General features: G+C 53.6%; 17 protein-coding genes. 9 read left to right on the forward strand and 8 right to left on the reverse strand.

The features are described from left to right. Positions 1-79 precede the first annotated feature (79 nt). The 3 genes from V8J63_RS24435 (at position 80) to V8J63_RS24445 (ending at position 2,514) form a co-directional block, all read left to right on the forward strand. Positions 80-1,240 carry an ATP-binding protein gene (locus V8J63_RS24435; RefSeq protein ID WP_336464750.1) on the forward strand — a complete coding sequence of 387 codons (1,161 nt, stop codon included), beginning with the start codon at positions 80-82 and terminating at the stop codon, positions 1,238-1,240. Between the two features lie 530 nt (positions 1,241-1,770). Further along, positions 1,771-2,202: a hypothetical protein gene (locus V8J63_RS24440; protein ID WP_336464751.1), complete on the forward strand. Its 432-nt coding sequence runs from the start codon at positions 1,771-1,773 to the stop codon at positions 2,200-2,202. Between the two features lie 117 nt (positions 2,203-2,319). Beyond that, positions 2,320-2,514 (forward strand): hypothetical protein, encoded by a 195-nt coding sequence (locus V8J63_RS24445; protein WP_336464752.1) that lies wholly within the window; start codon positions 2,320-2,322, stop codon positions 2,512-2,514. A 168-nt stretch (positions 2,515-2,682) separates the two neighbouring features. Here V8J63_RS24445 and V8J63_RS24450 read toward each other — a convergent pair whose 3' ends face one another. Then, positions 2,683-3,117, reverse strand: coding sequence for a hypothetical protein (locus tag V8J63_RS24450; RefSeq protein ID WP_336464753.1), 435 nt, complete (start codon positions 3,115-3,117; stop codon positions 2,683-2,685). A 91-nt stretch (positions 3,118-3,208) separates the two neighbouring features. Here V8J63_RS24450 and V8J63_RS24455 point away from each other — a divergent pair, with 91 nt between their 5' ends. After that, the gene (locus V8J63_RS24455; RefSeq protein ID WP_336464754.1) at positions 3,209-3,526 is read left to right on the forward strand and encodes a helix-turn-helix domain-containing protein; all 318 of its coding nucleotides are present in this window, start codon (positions 3,209-3,211) and stop codon (positions 3,524-3,526) included. A gap of 42 nt (positions 3,527-3,568) precedes the next feature. On the opposite strand, the gene V8J63_RS24460 is transcribed toward V8J63_RS24455, so the two are convergent. From V8J63_RS24460 to V8J63_RS24480, 5 genes are all read right to left on the reverse strand, one after another. Further along, on the reverse strand, positions 3,569-4,003 hold the full coding sequence (locus V8J63_RS24460) for a hypothetical protein (protein WP_336464755.1): 435 nt from the start codon (positions 4,001-4,003) through the stop codon (positions 3,569-3,571). Then, positions 3,996-6,059 (reverse strand): integrase, encoded by a 2,064-nt coding sequence (locus tag V8J63_RS24465; protein ID WP_336464756.1) that lies wholly within the window; start codon positions 6,057-6,059, stop codon positions 3,996-3,998. Before V8J63_RS24465 ends, V8J63_RS24460 begins: the two co-directional genes overlap by 8 nt. Then, positions 6,056-7,705, reverse strand: coding sequence for a site-specific integrase (locus tag V8J63_RS24470; RefSeq protein WP_336464757.1), 1,650 nt, complete (start codon positions 7,703-7,705; stop codon positions 6,056-6,058). Before V8J63_RS24470 ends, V8J63_RS24465 begins: the two co-directional genes overlap by 4 nt. Before the next feature lie 322 nt (positions 7,706-8,027). Further along, on the reverse strand, positions 8,028-9,701 hold the full coding sequence (locus tag V8J63_RS24475) for a site-specific integrase (RefSeq protein ID WP_336464758.1): 1,674 nt from the start codon (positions 9,699-9,701) through the stop codon (positions 8,028-8,030). Further along, positions 9,698-10,909, reverse strand: a complete 1,212-nt coding sequence (locus tag V8J63_RS24480; protein WP_336464759.1) for a site-specific integrase — start codon at positions 10,907-10,909, stop codon at positions 9,698-9,700. Before V8J63_RS24480 ends, V8J63_RS24475 begins: the two co-directional genes overlap by 4 nt. A 119-nt stretch (positions 10,910-11,028) precedes the next feature. On the opposite strand from V8J63_RS24480, the gene dnaQ reads away from it, so the two are divergent. The 3 genes from dnaQ (at position 11,029) to V8J63_RS24495 (ending at position 12,718) form a co-directional block, all read left to right on the forward strand. Then, complete coding sequence (gene dnaQ, locus V8J63_RS24485) at positions 11,029-11,805, forward strand: DNA polymerase III subunit epsilon (protein WP_442963540.1); 777 nt, start codon at positions 11,029-11,031, stop codon at positions 11,803-11,805. Between the two features lie 116 nt (positions 11,806-11,921). Then, the gene (locus tag V8J63_RS24490; RefSeq protein ID WP_336464760.1) at positions 11,922-12,089 is read left to right on the forward strand and encodes a hypothetical protein; all 168 of its coding nucleotides are present in this window, start codon (positions 11,922-11,924) and stop codon (positions 12,087-12,089) included. 14 nt (positions 12,090-12,103) lie between these two features. Beyond that, positions 12,104-12,718 (forward strand): GNAT family N-acetyltransferase, encoded by a 615-nt coding sequence (locus V8J63_RS24495; RefSeq protein ID WP_016774208.1) that lies wholly within the window; start codon positions 12,104-12,106, stop codon positions 12,716-12,718. Here V8J63_RS24495 and V8J63_RS24500 read toward each other — a convergent pair. Both V8J63_RS24500 and V8J63_RS24505 read right to left on the reverse strand, forming a co-directional pair. After that, complete coding sequence (locus V8J63_RS24500) at positions 12,684-13,577, reverse strand: LysR family transcriptional regulator (protein WP_336464761.1); 894 nt, start codon at positions 13,575-13,577, stop codon at positions 12,684-12,686. The two genes, V8J63_RS24495 and V8J63_RS24500, sit on opposite strands and share 35 nt — an antisense overlap. Positions 13,578-13,662: 85 nt before the next feature. After that, on the reverse strand, positions 13,663-13,893 hold the full coding sequence (locus V8J63_RS24505) for a hypothetical protein (protein ID WP_016774209.1): 231 nt from the start codon (positions 13,891-13,893) through the stop codon (positions 13,663-13,665). 183 nt (positions 13,894-14,076) lie between these two features. On the opposite strand from V8J63_RS24505, the gene V8J63_RS24510 reads away from it, so the two are divergent. Both V8J63_RS24510 and V8J63_RS24515 read left to right on the forward strand, forming a co-directional pair. Further along, a complete protein-coding gene (locus V8J63_RS24510; protein WP_024012496.1) occupies positions 14,077-14,634 on the forward strand; it encodes an NADPH-dependent FMN reductase in 558 nt (185 codons plus the stop codon). 149 nt (positions 14,635-14,783) lie between these two features. Continuing rightward, complete coding sequence (locus tag V8J63_RS24515) at positions 14,784-16,067, forward strand: arsenic transporter (RefSeq protein WP_336464762.1); 1,284 nt, start codon at positions 14,784-14,786, stop codon at positions 16,065-16,067. The last annotated feature ends 20 nt before the right edge of the window (positions 16,068-16,087 follow it).

A 16,087-nucleotide genomic window follows, 5' to 3' on the forward strand; every position in this document is an offset into this window, starting at 1 on the left:
TGGCTGGACGCGATGCTAAATCCCGCTCAAATTAGGCTTCAACTCTTTGATTCCCTATGGATCTCATCAAAGGTCAACAATGTCGCAGAAAAAATTTTACCGTCGTCGGGCGCTGGCTGCACGGCTCACTAAGCTGATAACGCAAGTGGCAGTGGGCAGTGCTGCTGCGTCAGGTGTCTTCCTGACAGCGCCACGCCGAACCGGAAAGTCCACTTTCGCCCGCGAAGATTTGAGGCCAGCCTTGGAAGAGGCGGGAGCCATTGTGTTGTATGCCGATCTTTGGAAGGACCTGACGACAGAGCCAGGAGCTGTCATAGCCGAGACTCTCCGAGAAGCTATTGGACGTGACAAAGAACTCATGAGCCGATTGGCGATAGCTCCCAGGCTGGAAGCGGTAAGTGTCGGTCGCGTGAGTTTCAACGTGAACAAAATTGGGCTCGGGAATGAAATCGGTCTCACTAAGGCATTTGAAGCGCTGTCCGATGAGGCGAAAAAACTCATTGTGCTGATAATCGACGAAACTCAGCATGCGATCACGACAGACGAAGGCGTCGCAGCACTTTTCGCGCTAAAGGCGGCCAGGGACGAACTTAACAGCTCCCAACATTATGGTCTTCGCATCGTTTGCATCGGATCAAACCAAAACAAGCTTGCCATGCTTCGCAATAGCAGCGATGAGGCGTTCTTTGGGGCCTCAATGCTGCAGCTCCCAATGTTGGATGAAGACTTCGTTGACTGGTATTGCAAGGCGCTTGACCTTCCAAATAATCTCGACCCTTCAGATGTATTCCAGTTGTTTCAAGAGAGTGGTTATCGCCCTGAAATTCTCAGCGCAGCCGCAGACGGTATCCGTTTTGATCTCACCGTCGGCCCTAAAGCCATCCTGATGCGTTTTGCCGAGCTTGTCCGAGCGCAAGCGGAAGCGCTCAATGCGAATCTTAAGATGGTGATTCATAGCCTCACACCGATCCAGTCTGCCGTCATTTGTGTGATGGGTGCAGAGGGTGAGGGTTTCGCCCCCTTCGAATCTTCGACTATGGACTTGTATGCCAAAGCGATAGCGAACGCTGGCATAGCCACAAGCGAGCAGAGGGTCGAAGTGCCAGAGGTGCATCTAGCGCTCATGACACTGCAGGAAAAGAAACTGGTCTGGAAAACTTCTCGCGGTGTCTATACGATTGAGGAACAGGTGATAGTTGACCTTCTACGCGAAGATGGTCTGTTGGATGACCTAGTGTGATCCTCATCAATAGTGGTTCCTGCGTTGCAGCACGGTAGGTGAGTGCACCCGTGCGTGGCGTTTTATTTCTCGTTATCAAGACAGCTAAATCGTTGTGGTCGTGGAATTGGTGAGTTGCCACGTAGAGCTGCTTTGACAAATTCCGCCACTAGCTCAAGGCTTTCACGATCTGCTGCGTACACCGCCTCAACAAGCCTGTCTCTTGCTCGACTCTTGATCATCAATATTTCGTCAGAGCTCGCTACTCCTGAACGTTCGCTGCGATTACTCATGTGATGACTCACTTGCTGGTTAACTGAAAGCTCAGCTGATTGGATGTCTGAGGCCCTCCAGCCTGAAAGGGATAGCAGGTCGTTCTCTCCTGGACTTCGCTGGCCGTACACGAGATTCCGGTGGTTCCATTTGTTTTGGTGTTGAAGTACTTTGAAGGGCGCACCTAGATCCCGCAAAGACGTTCACTTCAATCGTAATACCGTAGTTTCGTGTACGGCCGTTTGACCTATCAAAGTATATCCGCGCAGGAGGTCTGAATGATGACTGATAAGCCCGTCGAATTTCGACCCTATAGCCGGTTTGAAGATGGGTACGAGGATCTTCCACTCGATTCAAACGAGGTCGAGGTGCGCCTGGCTATCGCTGACTATGTGATTCGCCGAGTTGCTGGCACACCCACGGGTGAAAGCATTTTCAAAGGGTTGGTCAGGAATTTTGAGAACCGCTATCCACACCATAAATTGCTCGCTCTTTATTTGACTAACCCTGAATCTTCGGTACCGGAAGACGGGGAAGGTGAGTCAGAAGCGGAGGTTGAGGATAGCGAGGCCTGCATTTCATTGAATAAGCTGGATATCAAATTGTGTGAAAGCCTGCTCCATTGTCATCCGGATCAAGAACCGTGTGGCCCACTCGCAGGATTAAGCTTTGATTTCACTGGACGAGAATCCCGTCGCCGAAAAAAGTGAGGGGCTTTGAGTGTTAGGGGGTAAAACCAGCCTAAATCCTCGAGACGCGTATCTAAACCGCGGACAAGGTCTCCGTCAGGTTTTTTTACGTATCGGTGCTTTAAAAGGGTGCAAAGAATGAGCGCTGAAGTTGATAGCGATATCGCAGCTAATGCCCGGGCCAAGCTTGAGCGTCTGCAAAAGTCGTCCAAGTATCGTACTTTTTTTAACGTCGATGCTATTGATGCTTTTAGTAAGGTGGAAGGCTCCGCTTTCGCCGGTGTGCCCTTGAAGCGTACGAAGGTTTTTGACGGTCCATCGTCGCGTGGCTGATTGCCGATGATATGAAAAATCGAGCGGTGCTTGGTTTATGTGATGACTCTTTTGAGGCACCACAGCTTCCTACAAGATCTTGAGTCGTAAAAACCACATCTGAGTGCGTCAGAAGTGAAAGGGTACGGTAGGCCCCACGACTGAGGCAGAGACCTTTTTGCTGGAAAATCAGTCATGCCCGTCCGCCTTGTGGGTGAACAATACCTTGACGTTCGCTAGGTCTATCTCGGTGCTGATTTCCAATTGCGAATACGACCGGCCAGCAACTGTCAAAATCGGTATTCTCTGCCCATCTTGATTGATCACTTCGCTTGCTTCAAGAAGCGGCTCCATGCACCACTGACCAGTTTTGTTGACGAAACCAGGGGTGACATAGTGGATAGATCGAATTCGAAAGGAGTCATGCTGCTGCTCAAGGATATCTTTCAGTGAGTCAAACGAAGAGACCATGAGCATCTCACCCACGAACTCCTTGCCTTCACGAACCTCTGCGTGCAGATAAAACCATGGACACATTATCGTCTGTCGAACGAAGGGGCGTGCAAGAAAATCATCGTTGAATAGGCTGGAAAATATCATCGATCGTCCATGCTCCTGGTTCATGGCAGGCCTCTCCGTATCACAAATGACCAATATATGTTGTAGTCATATATTGCGCAATGAAGCCTTATCGTTCCTTTTGTGAGACAGCAAAATGGAACTGAGAAAAGCATTTGGGGCTACGCTGAGGCAGGTTCGCCTTCAGAAAAACCTTACGCAGGAGGATTTTGCGCTCGTCAGTAGCCGGACCAATGTCAGCTTGCTCGAGCGAGGTGGCACCAGCCCAACGCTTGATAAGCTCGAAGAACTCTGCAGCGCTCTCGGCATCCATCCCGTCACCTTAATGGCAGCATGTTATATGCGAAAAGAAAGCACCGGCGATATCAGAAGATTTCTATCTCGCTTGGAGGAGGACCTGCAACTCATTGGAATGTCAACAATAAGGGAAGACGAAGGCAGGCGTAACGTCTAATCCTCATGACCGTAGAGCTTGGAATTATTTCAATTAGATAGTTCATTGTTGAGCTGATTTCTGAGGCTCACGGATACTTGGAAGTGGGGCCATCAGCCTCTCTCTTGAAAGGCCCGAGAGGGTCGCGTTGTAGATCAGCCTGTTTGCCATCTCAGCCATTCTGGATAGTTCAGCCTTGAGAGCATCGTTCTCAGCCTGCAACCGAATGATCTTTTTCATCGCATCCTGAGTACTACGGGGCTTTGGTATCCCCTCAAGCTTCTGTTTCTCAATCTTCAATTGCTCTTTCTTGGACTTGTAGGCGACCTTTATCACTATTTTTTTGTCGAGCGCTTGGCGTGTTGGTGGGCTCTCCCATCCCAGTATGCCTTGCGCACCAATGCAGACTGCGTTCCAGCTCAACGCATGGCCCGGTGGCCAATTGCGAATCATCTGCGCGATAGTTCTTTCGTGCTTCTGAGCAATTGTTTTAGGCATCTTCGGGACCCCAAAGTAGCTCTAGGCAAGCGAGCAAGTCATCGCCGTAAGTAATGCCCAGTTTACTCCTGTCCAACAGATTCACACCTGCCGCTTTGGCCTTCTCGGACACGATTACCTTTTCATGGCTGAAGTCTTCACCGGCCATTTCAATAGGGCTGCCGTCAGGGATAGCAGGGTTGTGCAAGATGGCAATCAGTTGGTCGAGTCGCTCAATCTGTGGACCGGCCTTTTCAGTCCAGAGTGATGCAGCCCGTTCGCCATTCGCTATTGCATTTTGGGCTGCTGTGTATGTCTGCACGAGATTATCCCGATCCAGTTTGATGATCTCGGCGGCGATCTTGTCACCCTTGCACATGAGCAACTCCGAGCAATTGAGGCAGTCGGCGAATTTGTTGCATGGTCCAGCTCGCCAGCTACGGCGGCAAATGCCGTATCGGCTGCGATGAAATGGTCCTTGGCTATAGAGCGCAGATTCTTCGCTGGTGATCGGCTCTTTGGGTATTTGCTCCTTGTTTGTCCCGAGCACGATTGCTCCTCTGGCGGCAGCTTTAGCAGGGTCGTCGTGCAAGTAAGTACGAGTCTGCTTTGTGGTGGCGCGACTGCTCCATTCGGTGAGCATGTCCACGGAGATATTGCTGATGCGCCCAAGCCTAGTGAGTAGATGGCGGAAGCTGTGGGATTTAAGCTTGTTGATTTCGTAGCCATTCTTGGCGAAGAAATTCATGCGCTCTGATCCTTCACTGCCAATGCGTAAGCGACCTCCATAAAAATCACTATTGAAGGGGGCTAGCAGCACGGGGCTTGTGTGGATATGCCTACTCAGTTGGTGGCGGCGAAAGCATAGTAGGGATTCGGACATTTTGAGCGGTGGTTGTGATGAGCTGTCGAGCGCTTCCTGGTATGGGAAATGCGGGTTGAGCTTACGATGCTCTGTCAGCACTATTTGCCACAGGGTGTCCAGCGTAAAGCCTTTCAGTGCATACTTGCCCGTAGCTTCCTTAAGGTAGTTTTGACAGGATTGTCTGCTGTGAAAACCCAGCGCATTTACCACCTGATCGCTCGTCAACTCCTGGTCGTCAGGAACATTTGGGCAGTTCGCATGGCGGTAAAACTTTGCTGGAATGGTCTCCATGTATCGAGCTAGGCGACGACTCTCCTCGGTGATTGCGGTCAGCCGGCTGATCGCTTCTATCGTGACTTCGACCATCGTGCTGGGGACGGCCTTGCGGGTGAATTGCCGGGTCTTCGGCACCCAGTACGCTAGGTAGTATTGGCGTGTCCCATTCTTGTCGCGGTCATCACGCAGACAGTCGGTGCGAAAACGAAGGGTCTCTCCAAAGCGCATGGGTGCGCTCATTAGAAGTGCAGTGATGCTGGTCACCATGACATCAGTGTCCTCCAACATTTCATTGGCGCCTCGTGAGAACACTTCGGCAACGACCAGCAACGCGTCCTGATTTGGTGTTTTCTTCGACTTAGCTTCATCTGTTGCCCTTGCGCCATTTGCAACGTCGTAGCTGTGTGGGCCGACGTAGGGATTCTTCCAGTAGCTCGGATCGACACTGAGGATAAAAAGGTCCGACAGTATCATCAGGATTCGGCGCATGGTGCCGGCAGTTTTTTGGCGGCTAGCCACAGGCTCAAGGGCGCTTACGGCGCTGTCCCAGTGTCTCTGTTGAAACTTGGTGATATCGGGCACTGCCATGTCCTGCCGCAAGGCTAATTCTATCGCCCGCAGTGCACTTAGCTCGTCCGATATTCGCTTGCTTGAATGCAATGTATGCTTGTAGCGAAGGTAGGCCTTTGCAACCTCGATAAAAGCTGGGTGCATCAATTGATGTGGTTCGGGGGACTTGGTGGAGTGCAGATTTCTATATTCAAAGTTGGTGAAGCGAACGGTCCTGTGTGTCGTTGGCCATATGTCAGCGTTCCAGGAAAAACCTTCGATGGTTGACCATAGCGTCAGATCGTCGCGGGCCAGGGCAATGAACTCGTTGAGATTTTGCTTGTACGACAATTCGCGCTTGGGGATGAACTCGATAATCTGGTTCATGAAGTAAACTCCCGTTCGGCTTTGCGGGCGCTGCAGCGCGCGATGCAATTTTTGACGGCGCGAATGTCAGCCGAGAGGTCGATGGGTATCAGCAGGTTTCGCGGGCCGCCAATTTTCAGAACGTGATCCTCGGCAATTTGCCTCCCGACCAACGCCTCTAACACCTCATAATGCGGGGCATCGACTAAGGGTTCGAAATGCTTGCAGCGGTAGCACGGAATGGGTACAGAGGTAGTGGCGCAGAAACTGTGCTTGCCACAACGACCAACGGTATTGAGTACACCTGCGCTTGCGAACTCGAGTCGGCTGGTTGGGTCGCTTGCCCTCAATGCTTGATCCTCCGAGTCGATTAGTGTTCCGGCGAAAGCCATTGCAAGCGGAGCCAATACTGGGGCCATTGCTTCATCGAGTTGCCGTGCCAGTTCGGCGGGGTCGTTGTAGTAGGCAGTCAGTGAGCGTTCAACCGTATGGCCCAGCCAGTGCGAAAGCACGTCTTGGGGTACGCCTTTTCGGGCGAGCTGGCGCGCCCGCGTATGGCGTATCCGCGTTGCATTAACAACCATTTCCTGGTTGGTGCGGTAGCTGATCGGCGGCTTGGGTAGCAACGCACCGTAGTTGCAAGTTGGGGTGTTCTCCGCCCAGCGAAGAACCTGGGATACCTGGAGTGTCCGCAGGTGAAAAAGCCGGCTGTCCAAACTCTCACAAAGGTTGTATTGATGGTGCCTTTCGATGGTTTGCCGGGCTTGTTTGATGCTTTTTTCCATGCAAAAGAGCGGTAGTTTATTCAGTTGATCGTCCGTGAGTGCGAAGCCCAGATTATATTCGTACAGCGCTTTGACTTCGTTGCGTTGGACATGGCATAAATCCCACAAGTGATCGGCCAGCGGATGAGGCTCGAACTTGCTGTCACGAAAATCGTTTTCGGCTGAAAAGTCTTTTACGCCCGGAAAGTCAATGATGGGCCCAATAAGGCCCTGACTATCTGATCCATCGCTGTCACGAACATCCCCAAGTTTAAGGTGTGCGATCTGTATGGGCCGTCGCGCATATTGCATCGAAAGTAACCTCATGAGCGTCACCTGGATGCCAGAGACGCCGCTGTCGTAGTTTTCCCATACGGCGCTCAGCAGGTCTTCATACTCTTCATCGGTAAGCCAGCTTTTCTTCGGATCGTCCGATAGTACATTCCGCGGACCTCGGCGGTACGCAGCAGTATCCTTCAACAAGCGCAGGGCATCCTGACTAATGATGTCGCTGTCATGCTCCTGCCAGTACAGGAAAAAACGGAGGATTGGTCTCTTATTAACTTGGAATACGGGCCGGGTCTGCGCCTGAGCTATCCAGTTGCGATCAAAGATGCTTGTGGGGTAATCATTGAGCGCCATGCGTATCGCTTGGAAAAGACCCTCGTAGGTCCTGGGCGCATAGTCGCCATGCTTCGTGAATGAGATGAGATTTAGTTTGAATGACGCCTTGAGAGAGGGACTTAGCGGTGACAGGCCTTTGGCCATATTTATCCGATTCAGGCCTGCACTAATAAGAACGTCGTCGTCCCAATAAAATGACACGTCGTACTGGCCGGGGCGTTGAGTCCGATTGAGATCGAGTTCAAGCAACATGGGCGTCGAGGCGGTCTTATTGTTCACTTCGTATCCCTCTTCGTGTCAGAAGCGGTTTTTTAGCCGGTTTGATGTGATTTTTCTTCGATATGGCGTAAGTGGTATAGCCTTGATATATACGGGCGGGCATCTAGCCCATCAGTCACTCATTAGCAGCCATCTGATGGTAGTAATGATGATGTCGACGGTTTCCTGCGCTTCACTAGCGTTTCGTTAGAGCACCTCGGCAAAGTCGCCGGTAGTGCGTCCTAGCCTGGTATCTCTATCGCCCTGACATCTTTTCGTGCTTGCCGACGTAAGGAGTGGTTTGATGGTGAGGATGCGAAGGTCTGCTAATATTTTGCCTGGTTCATTGGTCCATCTCCCGTTCAGTTCTACGAGCATTGCAGCGTTCAATGCAGTTTTCGACGGCACGAATGTCAGATGAGAGGTCAATGGGTGCAAGTAGGTTTCGCGGACCGCCGATTTTCACCATCTGTTCCTCGGCCGTCTGTCGTTCCAAGAGTGCCTCTAGTACCTCATGATGCGGCGCATCGACTAGAGGCTCGAAATGCTTGCAGCGGTAGCACGGAATAGGTACGGATGTTGTGGTGCAGAAGCTGTGTTTTCCGCAGATACCGACATTCTTGAGCGTGCCTGCACGGGCAAACTCCAGCCGGCTGGTCGGATCACTTGCTTTTGTGGACTGCCGTTCGGAGTCGATCAACGCTCCTGTAAAAGCCATTGCCAGCGGTGCCAATGCTGGGGCCATTGCTTCATCGAGTTGGCGCGCTTGCTCGGCGGGGTCATTGTAGTACGCCTCCACCGACTTTTCAGAAATGTGGCCCAGCCAATGAGAGAGCATGTGTTTGGGCACTCCTTTTCTAGCTAACTGGCGTGCTCTCGTATGGCGCATCCGTGTCGCGGTGACAACCATTATCTGGCCAGTGCGGACGGTGATCGGAGGTTTAGGTCGCAATGATCGCTTATGGGGCTTTAAACCATAATTGCAATTCGGGGTGTTGTTCTTCCATGTGAGTATATCAATCATAACTATTTTTTTTAGGTGAAATAGCTCACTGTCTAGATTTTCAAAAATATTCAGGTGGTACTGATTTTCGATAATTTGCCGGGCCTCTTTTATACGTGCTTCGCTGCAGAATAATGGTAATTTACTTAATTGAAGATCACACAGCGAATGACTCAAGGTCTGCTCATAAAGGTCCTTGGCTTCATGGCGCTGTAAACAACATAGATTCCACAGGTGATCAGGTACTTGGTGTAGTTCAAATTTGCTGTCACGAAAATCGTTTTCAGCAGTGATATCCTTGATGCCCGGAAAGGCGATGAAGCGCCCTTTGAGGCCTTGGCCAACCAAGTCTTCGCATTCACGTATATCACCGATTTTGAGAAGTGCAATCTGTCTTGGTCTTCGGGCATATTGCATTGATAGTAACTTAATCAGCGTCACCTGAGTGCTAGAGACGCCGTTGTCGTAGTTACTCCAAACTGCGCTAAGTAGGCCCTCATATTCCTCATTGGTTAGCCAACTTTTCTCTGGGTCGTCCGAAAGAACATTGCGCGGCCCCGTGCGGATGGCGCTAGCGTCATGCAGTAAGCGCAAGGATTCCGGACTAATGGCTGTGCTATCGAGCTCTTGCCAATGGAGGAAGAATCGTTTGATTCCGCTCTTGTATCGGTGGAAGGAAGAGCATCTCAACGCCTGTGATACCCAGTTGGTGTCAAAAGTACTGGTGGGGAATGCCTTCAGCGCTCCCATTATCGATTCGCAGAGAGATGTGAAGCTATTGGGCGAATAATCACCTTGACTTGAGAAGGAGATAAGGTTTTGTTTGAAAGACGCTTTGAGACTGGGGCTCAGCTGCGAAAGCGCTCTCGACCATCTGAGTCGTCGTTGACCGATGCGGATTAAATCATCTTCTTCCCAATAGTAAATCCCATTTACCTGCCTAGCGCGTTCAGTCCGCTGGAGATCCAGATCAAACAAAATTGGCATGCTTAGCGTAGAGGTTTCATTGTTCATACTGTAGCCCTAGCTGTGTCAGAGGCGATTTTTCTTCCAACTTCAAGTGACTTTTCTTCAATGTGGCGGAGATTGTAGACACGTGACATTGGTGAGCCAGGCACCCAGCCCATCTGTTGCTCCCTCAAAGTGCGTTCCTCCTCATAAGGGATACCCAGGCTATCTGCCAGCTTAGAATAGCGATAATTCCAATCATGTCTCAATAAATGAGGGTGTACGGACGTTAAGGGGCGAAAGAATTTCTTGAGATTAGCAAGCGCTGAACTAAACGCAGTTTTGGGGAGTGCTTTGCCTTGGCTACGACCTCCACGGTGGACTACAAAAATGAAGGCGTTATCCGAGAATCCGACCCCCGGTACTTCTGCCCGCCAATCATTTCGATATTCCATTAACTGCTCTTCGAGACTTTCCGATATTGGTAACCTGCGCCCCGTGGTTTTAGCAACAGGCTGATTTAGTCGGCTGTCGACCTTATCATTGTGATTCCGCTCAATATCCAAGTAGGCACTGTCGCCGCCACCAGATTCGATGAAGTGTTTGAGTTTTAAACTAAGTAACTCGCCCAATCGCATGCCCGTTTCGTAAAGAACGCGCAGCATCACGACATTACGCATCCTGGGTCCAAAGTCTTGCGGTTGCTGGAGGTCCTCAAAAGGTTTATCGAATAGGTCTAGAAGTTGGTTACGGGCTTCCGCGGGCAATTTCGCAGTCGCAGTCCTTTGCTCGCGTGCCGACTTTGACCCAGCCTTTCGTCTCTTTTTACTGAGCATCGATTTGTGTTGCGCCTCAACTGCATCCCTGATGTCACGGGTGTTGGAATCGGTGATGACCTCTTGCGCCAACCAGCGAAGATAACCAGCAGCATAAACAACGTATGTGTTGTACTTTGGGCTACTTATGACGTCTCCTTTGTGACCCAGCTTGCTGGCGCGCAGATAGTTCGCCAAGTCATCAATCTGCACAGCACTGAGAAATTTGAAGGCTTGGAAATTCCTAGCTAGATCGACATTTCTGCTGGACTCCCACTCACAGATTCGCTTTATCACAGCGAGGTGGACCTTTTGCGTTTCGTGGGTAGCGGAGGGGCGCACAGCGCGGAGGATATACGCAGTTGGGTAAAATAAAGGGAAACCAGGTTCATCAGCTTCGTGAAGCTGAGAGAAGCGTTCACCGTTATTCGCAATGAAGGTCTTGGTTGTATAGATCATGTTTACACTCTGGCGTACTTTGATGGAATGATATGGAGTGTTTACATCTCGTCATTGCTCCTTGCGATGATTCTCTCTCGATATGTTAAGATTTAGGGCGTATTTATAGGCAGGCAGCGATGACGGTTTACAAAAATACACCTAACAGGATGGTAGTACTCGATACCGAAACCACCGGCATGCCGGTGACCGATGGTCACCGGATCATTGAAATCGGTTGCGTCGAACTGATCGGTCGGCGCCTGACGGGCCGGCATTTTCACGTTTATCTGCAACCGGATCGCGAGAGCGACGAGGGTGCGATCGGTGTGCACGGTATTACCAACGAATTCCTCGTTGGCAAGCCGCGCTTTGCCGAAGTCGCCGACGAGTTCTTCGAGTTCATCCAGGGCGCACAGCTGATCATTCACAACGCGGCGTTCGACGTTGGCTTCATCAACAACGAATTCGCCTTGATGGGCCAGCACGATCGCGCCGATATCACCCAGCATTGCACCATCCTCGATACCCTGATGATGGCCCGGGAACGTCACCCGGGGCAGCGCAACAGCCTCGACGCGTTGTGCAAACGTTACGGCGTCGACAACTCCGGCCGTGAACTGCACGGCGCCTTGCTCGACTCGGAGATTCTCGCCGACGTCTACCTGACCATGACCGGCGGCCAGACCAGCCTGTCGCTGGCTGGCAACGCGTCCGACGGCAATGGCACGGGCGAGGGCGCCGACAACTCGGCTACCGAAATCCGCCGCCTGCCGGTCGATCGTCAGCCAGCACGCATCATCCGGGCGACCGAAGAAGAACTGGCGGCGCATCTGGTGCGGCTGGAAATCATCGCCAAATCGGCGGGGGCGCCGGCGTTGTGGACGCAGATTGCCGAGGCTGATGCGCAGGTCTGAAAGGTCTAAAGATCAAGATCAAAAGATCGCAGCCTTCGGCAGTTCCTATGGGGATTGCATTCCATAGTAGGGACCAGGAAGGCAGCGATTTTTTGCGTTTGGCGACATGGAGCCAAGTGGCCACTCTCGCCACATTCGTCGCAACCCTCTACCCTGAGTGCACTGGTCAGGCGCAAATCTGCCGCCTCAGGACACTGAGCCCCATGTACAAAGAGTTGAAATTTGCGCTGGCAATCATCCATCGCGACAGCAAGGTCGACACTGTCGGCTGCGTCAAGGAATGAGGACTTTTCCCAGTATGCAACCGGTCATGAATCCGAAATACCCAGGGTTGTCGGTGCGGGTCGCCGACGAAGGTTTTGCGCCGTATATCTGGGGCAGCGACTTCAGTTTCGAAGTCGCCGCCTATGGCGCCGCCGTGATCGGCAAGCCGGTCGAGCAGTGGCCGGTGACGCCAATCGTGCCGTACCGCAAGTGCTACGGCATCGATCCGGAAGAGTTCAGCGCCTTTCACAACGCGCCCGACAGTGCGATTTTCATGGCGTACCTGGACGACGAGCCGGTCGGTCACCTGGTGATCAGCACCAACTGGAACGGCTTTGCCCACATCGATGAACTGGCGGTGCATGCCCCGGCCCGTCGCCACGGCGTGGCCAAGGCGTTGCTCGATGTCGCGCAGTTCTGGAGTCGCAAGAAGAAGCTGCCGGGCATCATGCTCGAAACCCAGAACAACAACCTCGGCGCCTGTCGGCTGTATGAGCGCTGCGGTTATGTGATCGGCGGCATCGACCAGTTGCGCTATCGCGGCATCGATCCGCACACCGCCGAAGTCGCATTGTTCTGGTATCGCCTGTTCGATAATCCGCTGGAAAAACCACTCAGCTCGACAACATCGCCTCGGCTTGTTCCGTGACGATGGCCAGCAGTGTCTGAATCGCCGCCGACGGCGTGGCATGTTTGAAGGTCAGTGCGTAGAGGTTGATCGGCACAGCCGGTGAGAGCGGGCAGACGTCAAGCCCACCGGCGCGGGCGCCCAACGCGGTGAAGGGGTCGACGATCGCCAGGCCTTCGCCGGCCTCGACCATGCTGCGCATCATCTGATGGGTCTGCACGCGGGTCTGAATGCTTGGCGCCGGGCGCAAGGCCTGGAGTTTGTTTTCCAGTGCCGGGCTCAGCGGATCATGCCCTTCGAGACCGACCATGGCCTGACCGGCCAGATCTGCAAGGGATATGTATTTCTGTTTCGGTTGCAGCCAGCCGTGCGGAGCGAGCAATTGCAGCTTGCCCTGGGCCAACGGCTGGCAATGGATATCGGGGTGTTCGGGATCGTGCAGGCTCAGGCCCAGATCGCTTTCGCGCAGTAACAGGCTGCGAACGATGTCGCGAGTCGGCGCGCTGAGCAGGCTGCACGGTGCGTCCGGCAAGCGCCGACGCAGAGTCGCAAGGCTTTGTGGCAGCAATTGCTGGGCCAGCGGCGGGGTGCCGATGATGCGCAAGGGCGGGGCGAGGTATTGCTTGAGGCTGCTGGCCAGACGCTGCACCGGTTCCAGCGCCTCATAGATGTGCGCGATTTCCACTTGCAAGGCGCGCGCTTCAGGGGTCGATTGCAAACGCCCGCGAACGCTGGCAAACAGCATGAACCCCAGCTGACTCTCGGCTTCGCGCAAACGCTCTTCGACCTCGGTCACCGGCAGTTGCAGCCATTCGGCGGCGGTGCCCAGGTGACCGGTCTGCAAGAGCGCCTGAATCACTTCGATGTGGCGTAAACGCATGCGTGAAGTCCATGTTCAGCAGGTGGGGTCAGACGCTGAATCCTACCCCAAGTCCGCTCGCATGACTTCTGCTCATAACGCTGGGTTATTGAGCGACGGTTGGCTCAGGTTCGCGAATCAGGGTAATGCCTGATTGAACCAGGAGAAACTCGCTGTCACTGACCTTGTTGACCCGATCGCCAATGGCCAGTCTGTAAATGGGCTCCGAGCCAGTGGATCCGTCTGCAGACGGGTTCGATTCCTGGAATTCATGCACGGAATAAACACGGCCTTCCGCATCTCTTGCATGAAACTGACCGACGAGTACTGCTGCCATCTGCTTAGAACCTCTGGAGATAAAACGCTTGATTTGCGGCTTTGTAGACCGTCACCAAGCTCGGTAAGTTTTCCTACAGGAAAAAAATATTCGCCGCGCAGGAAAAACCAATGACCACTGGTGAAAGCGTCACTGGATCATCTATAACTAGCGACTCTTCCCACGGACCATCGAGAGTCATCCATGAGCAATGTCTACAACGTCGCTGTAGTGGTCGGTAGCCTGCGCAAAGCATCGATCAATCGCAAAGTCGCACTGGCCCTCGCCGAACTGGCGCCGGCCAATCTCAAGCTCGAGATTGTCGAAATCGGTGAGCTGCCGCTGTACAACGAAGACATCGACGGCGCTTCTCCGCCGGCAGCCTACAGCACTTTCCGTCAGAAAGTGGCGTCATCCGACGCGGTGCTGTTTGTCACCCCCGAGTACAACCGCTCGATCCCGGCACCGTTGAAGAACGCCATCGACGTCGGTTCGCGCCCTTATGGCCAGAGCGCTTGGAGCGGCAAACCCGGTGCGGTGATCAGCGTATCGCCAGGCGCCATTGGTGGCTTCGGCGCTAATCAGCACCTGCGTCAGACTTTTGTTTTTCTCGATATCCATTGCCTACAACAGCCGGAAGCCTACCTGGGCGGCGCCGGTAACGCGTTCGACGAAGCGGGCAAGCTGAGCGACTCGGTGAAACCGTTCCTGCAGAAATTCATCGATGCCTACGGCCAGTTCGTCGAGCAACACAAGAAATAAGCTCACCGAAACTCACTGTGGGAGCGAGTCTGCTCGCGAAGGCTGTGTGTCAGATAATAATTTCATGTCTGGCTCACCGCTTTCGCGAGCAGGCTCGCTCCCACATTTGTTCGACTTCCATCCGTTTCGCTATTTGAAGGCTTCTGCGAATGCTCGCTGCGTCACTGATTTTCCTGCTGACCATCACCCTCGTCATCTGGCAACCCAAGGGGCTCGGCGTCGGCTGGAGTGCAACGTTGGGCGCCGTGCTGGCGTTGATTTTCGGCGTCGTCCACCTCACGGATATCCCGCTGGTCTGGCAGATCATCTGGAACGCCACCGGCACCTTCGTGGCGCTGATCATCATCAGTCTGTTGCTCGACGAGGCTGGCTTTTTCAACTGGGCGGCGCTGCATGTGGCGCGCTGGGGGCGGGGCAGCGGGCGAAAATTGTTTGCCTTCATGGTGCTGCTCGGCGCGCTGGTCTCGGCGTTGTTCGCCAATGACGGCGCGGCGCTGATTCTCACGCCGATCGTGATTTCGATGCTGCTGGCACTGCGCTTTTCACCGGCGGCGACGCTGGCCTTCGTCATGGGCGCCGGGTTCATTGCCGACACGGCGAGCCTGCCGCTGGTGGTGTCGAACCTGGTCAACATCGTTTCGGCGGATTTCTTCCACATCGGCTTCAACCGCTATGCAGCGGTGATGGTGCCGGTCAACTTCGTCAGCGTGGCGGCGACGCTGGGCATGTTGCTGTGGTTTTTTCGCCGCGACATCCCGGCGGCGTACGATCCTGCACAACTGGAAAACCCGCATACCGCGATCCACGACAAAGCGACGTTCTATGCCGGTTGGGCGGTGCTGGTGATCCTGTTGATTGGCTGCTTCGCTCTGGAACCGCTGGGCATTCCAATCAGCGCAATTTCGGCGGTGTGTGCTGCGCTGCTACTGGGCATCGCTGCGCGCGGCCACAAGATCTCCACGCGCAAGGTTATGAAAGAAGCGCCGTGGCAGATCGTGATTTTCTCGCTGGGCATGTACCTGGTGGTGTACGGCCTGCGCAACGCCGGGCTCACCGGTTACCTCGCCGGGTGGCTGGACGTGTTCGCTGAGCACGGTGTATGGGGCGCGGCCATGGGCACCGGGGTGCTGACGGCGCTGCTGTCGTCGATCATGAACAACTTGCCAACGGTGTTGATTGGCTTGCTGTCGATCGACGCCAGTCAGGCCAGCGGCGTGATCAAGGAAGCGATGATCTACGCCAACGTCGTCGGTAGCGACCTGGGGCCGAAGATCACTCCGATCGGCAGTCTGGCGACCTTGTTGTGGTTGCATGTGCTGGAGCGCAAGGGCATTCACATTGGCTGGGGCTATTACTTCCGCGTCGGGATTGTGCTGACGGTGCCGGTGTTGCTGGTGACGTTGGCGGCGTTGGCGGTGCGGTTATCTCTATAGATCGAGTTGCTCTTTTCGCG

This window comes from Pseudomonas sp. CCNWLW23, from assembly GCF_037095675.1.
Classification (GTDB): Bacteria; Pseudomonadota; Gammaproteobacteria; order Pseudomonadales; family Pseudomonadaceae; genus Aquipseudomonas; species Aquipseudomonas atacamensis.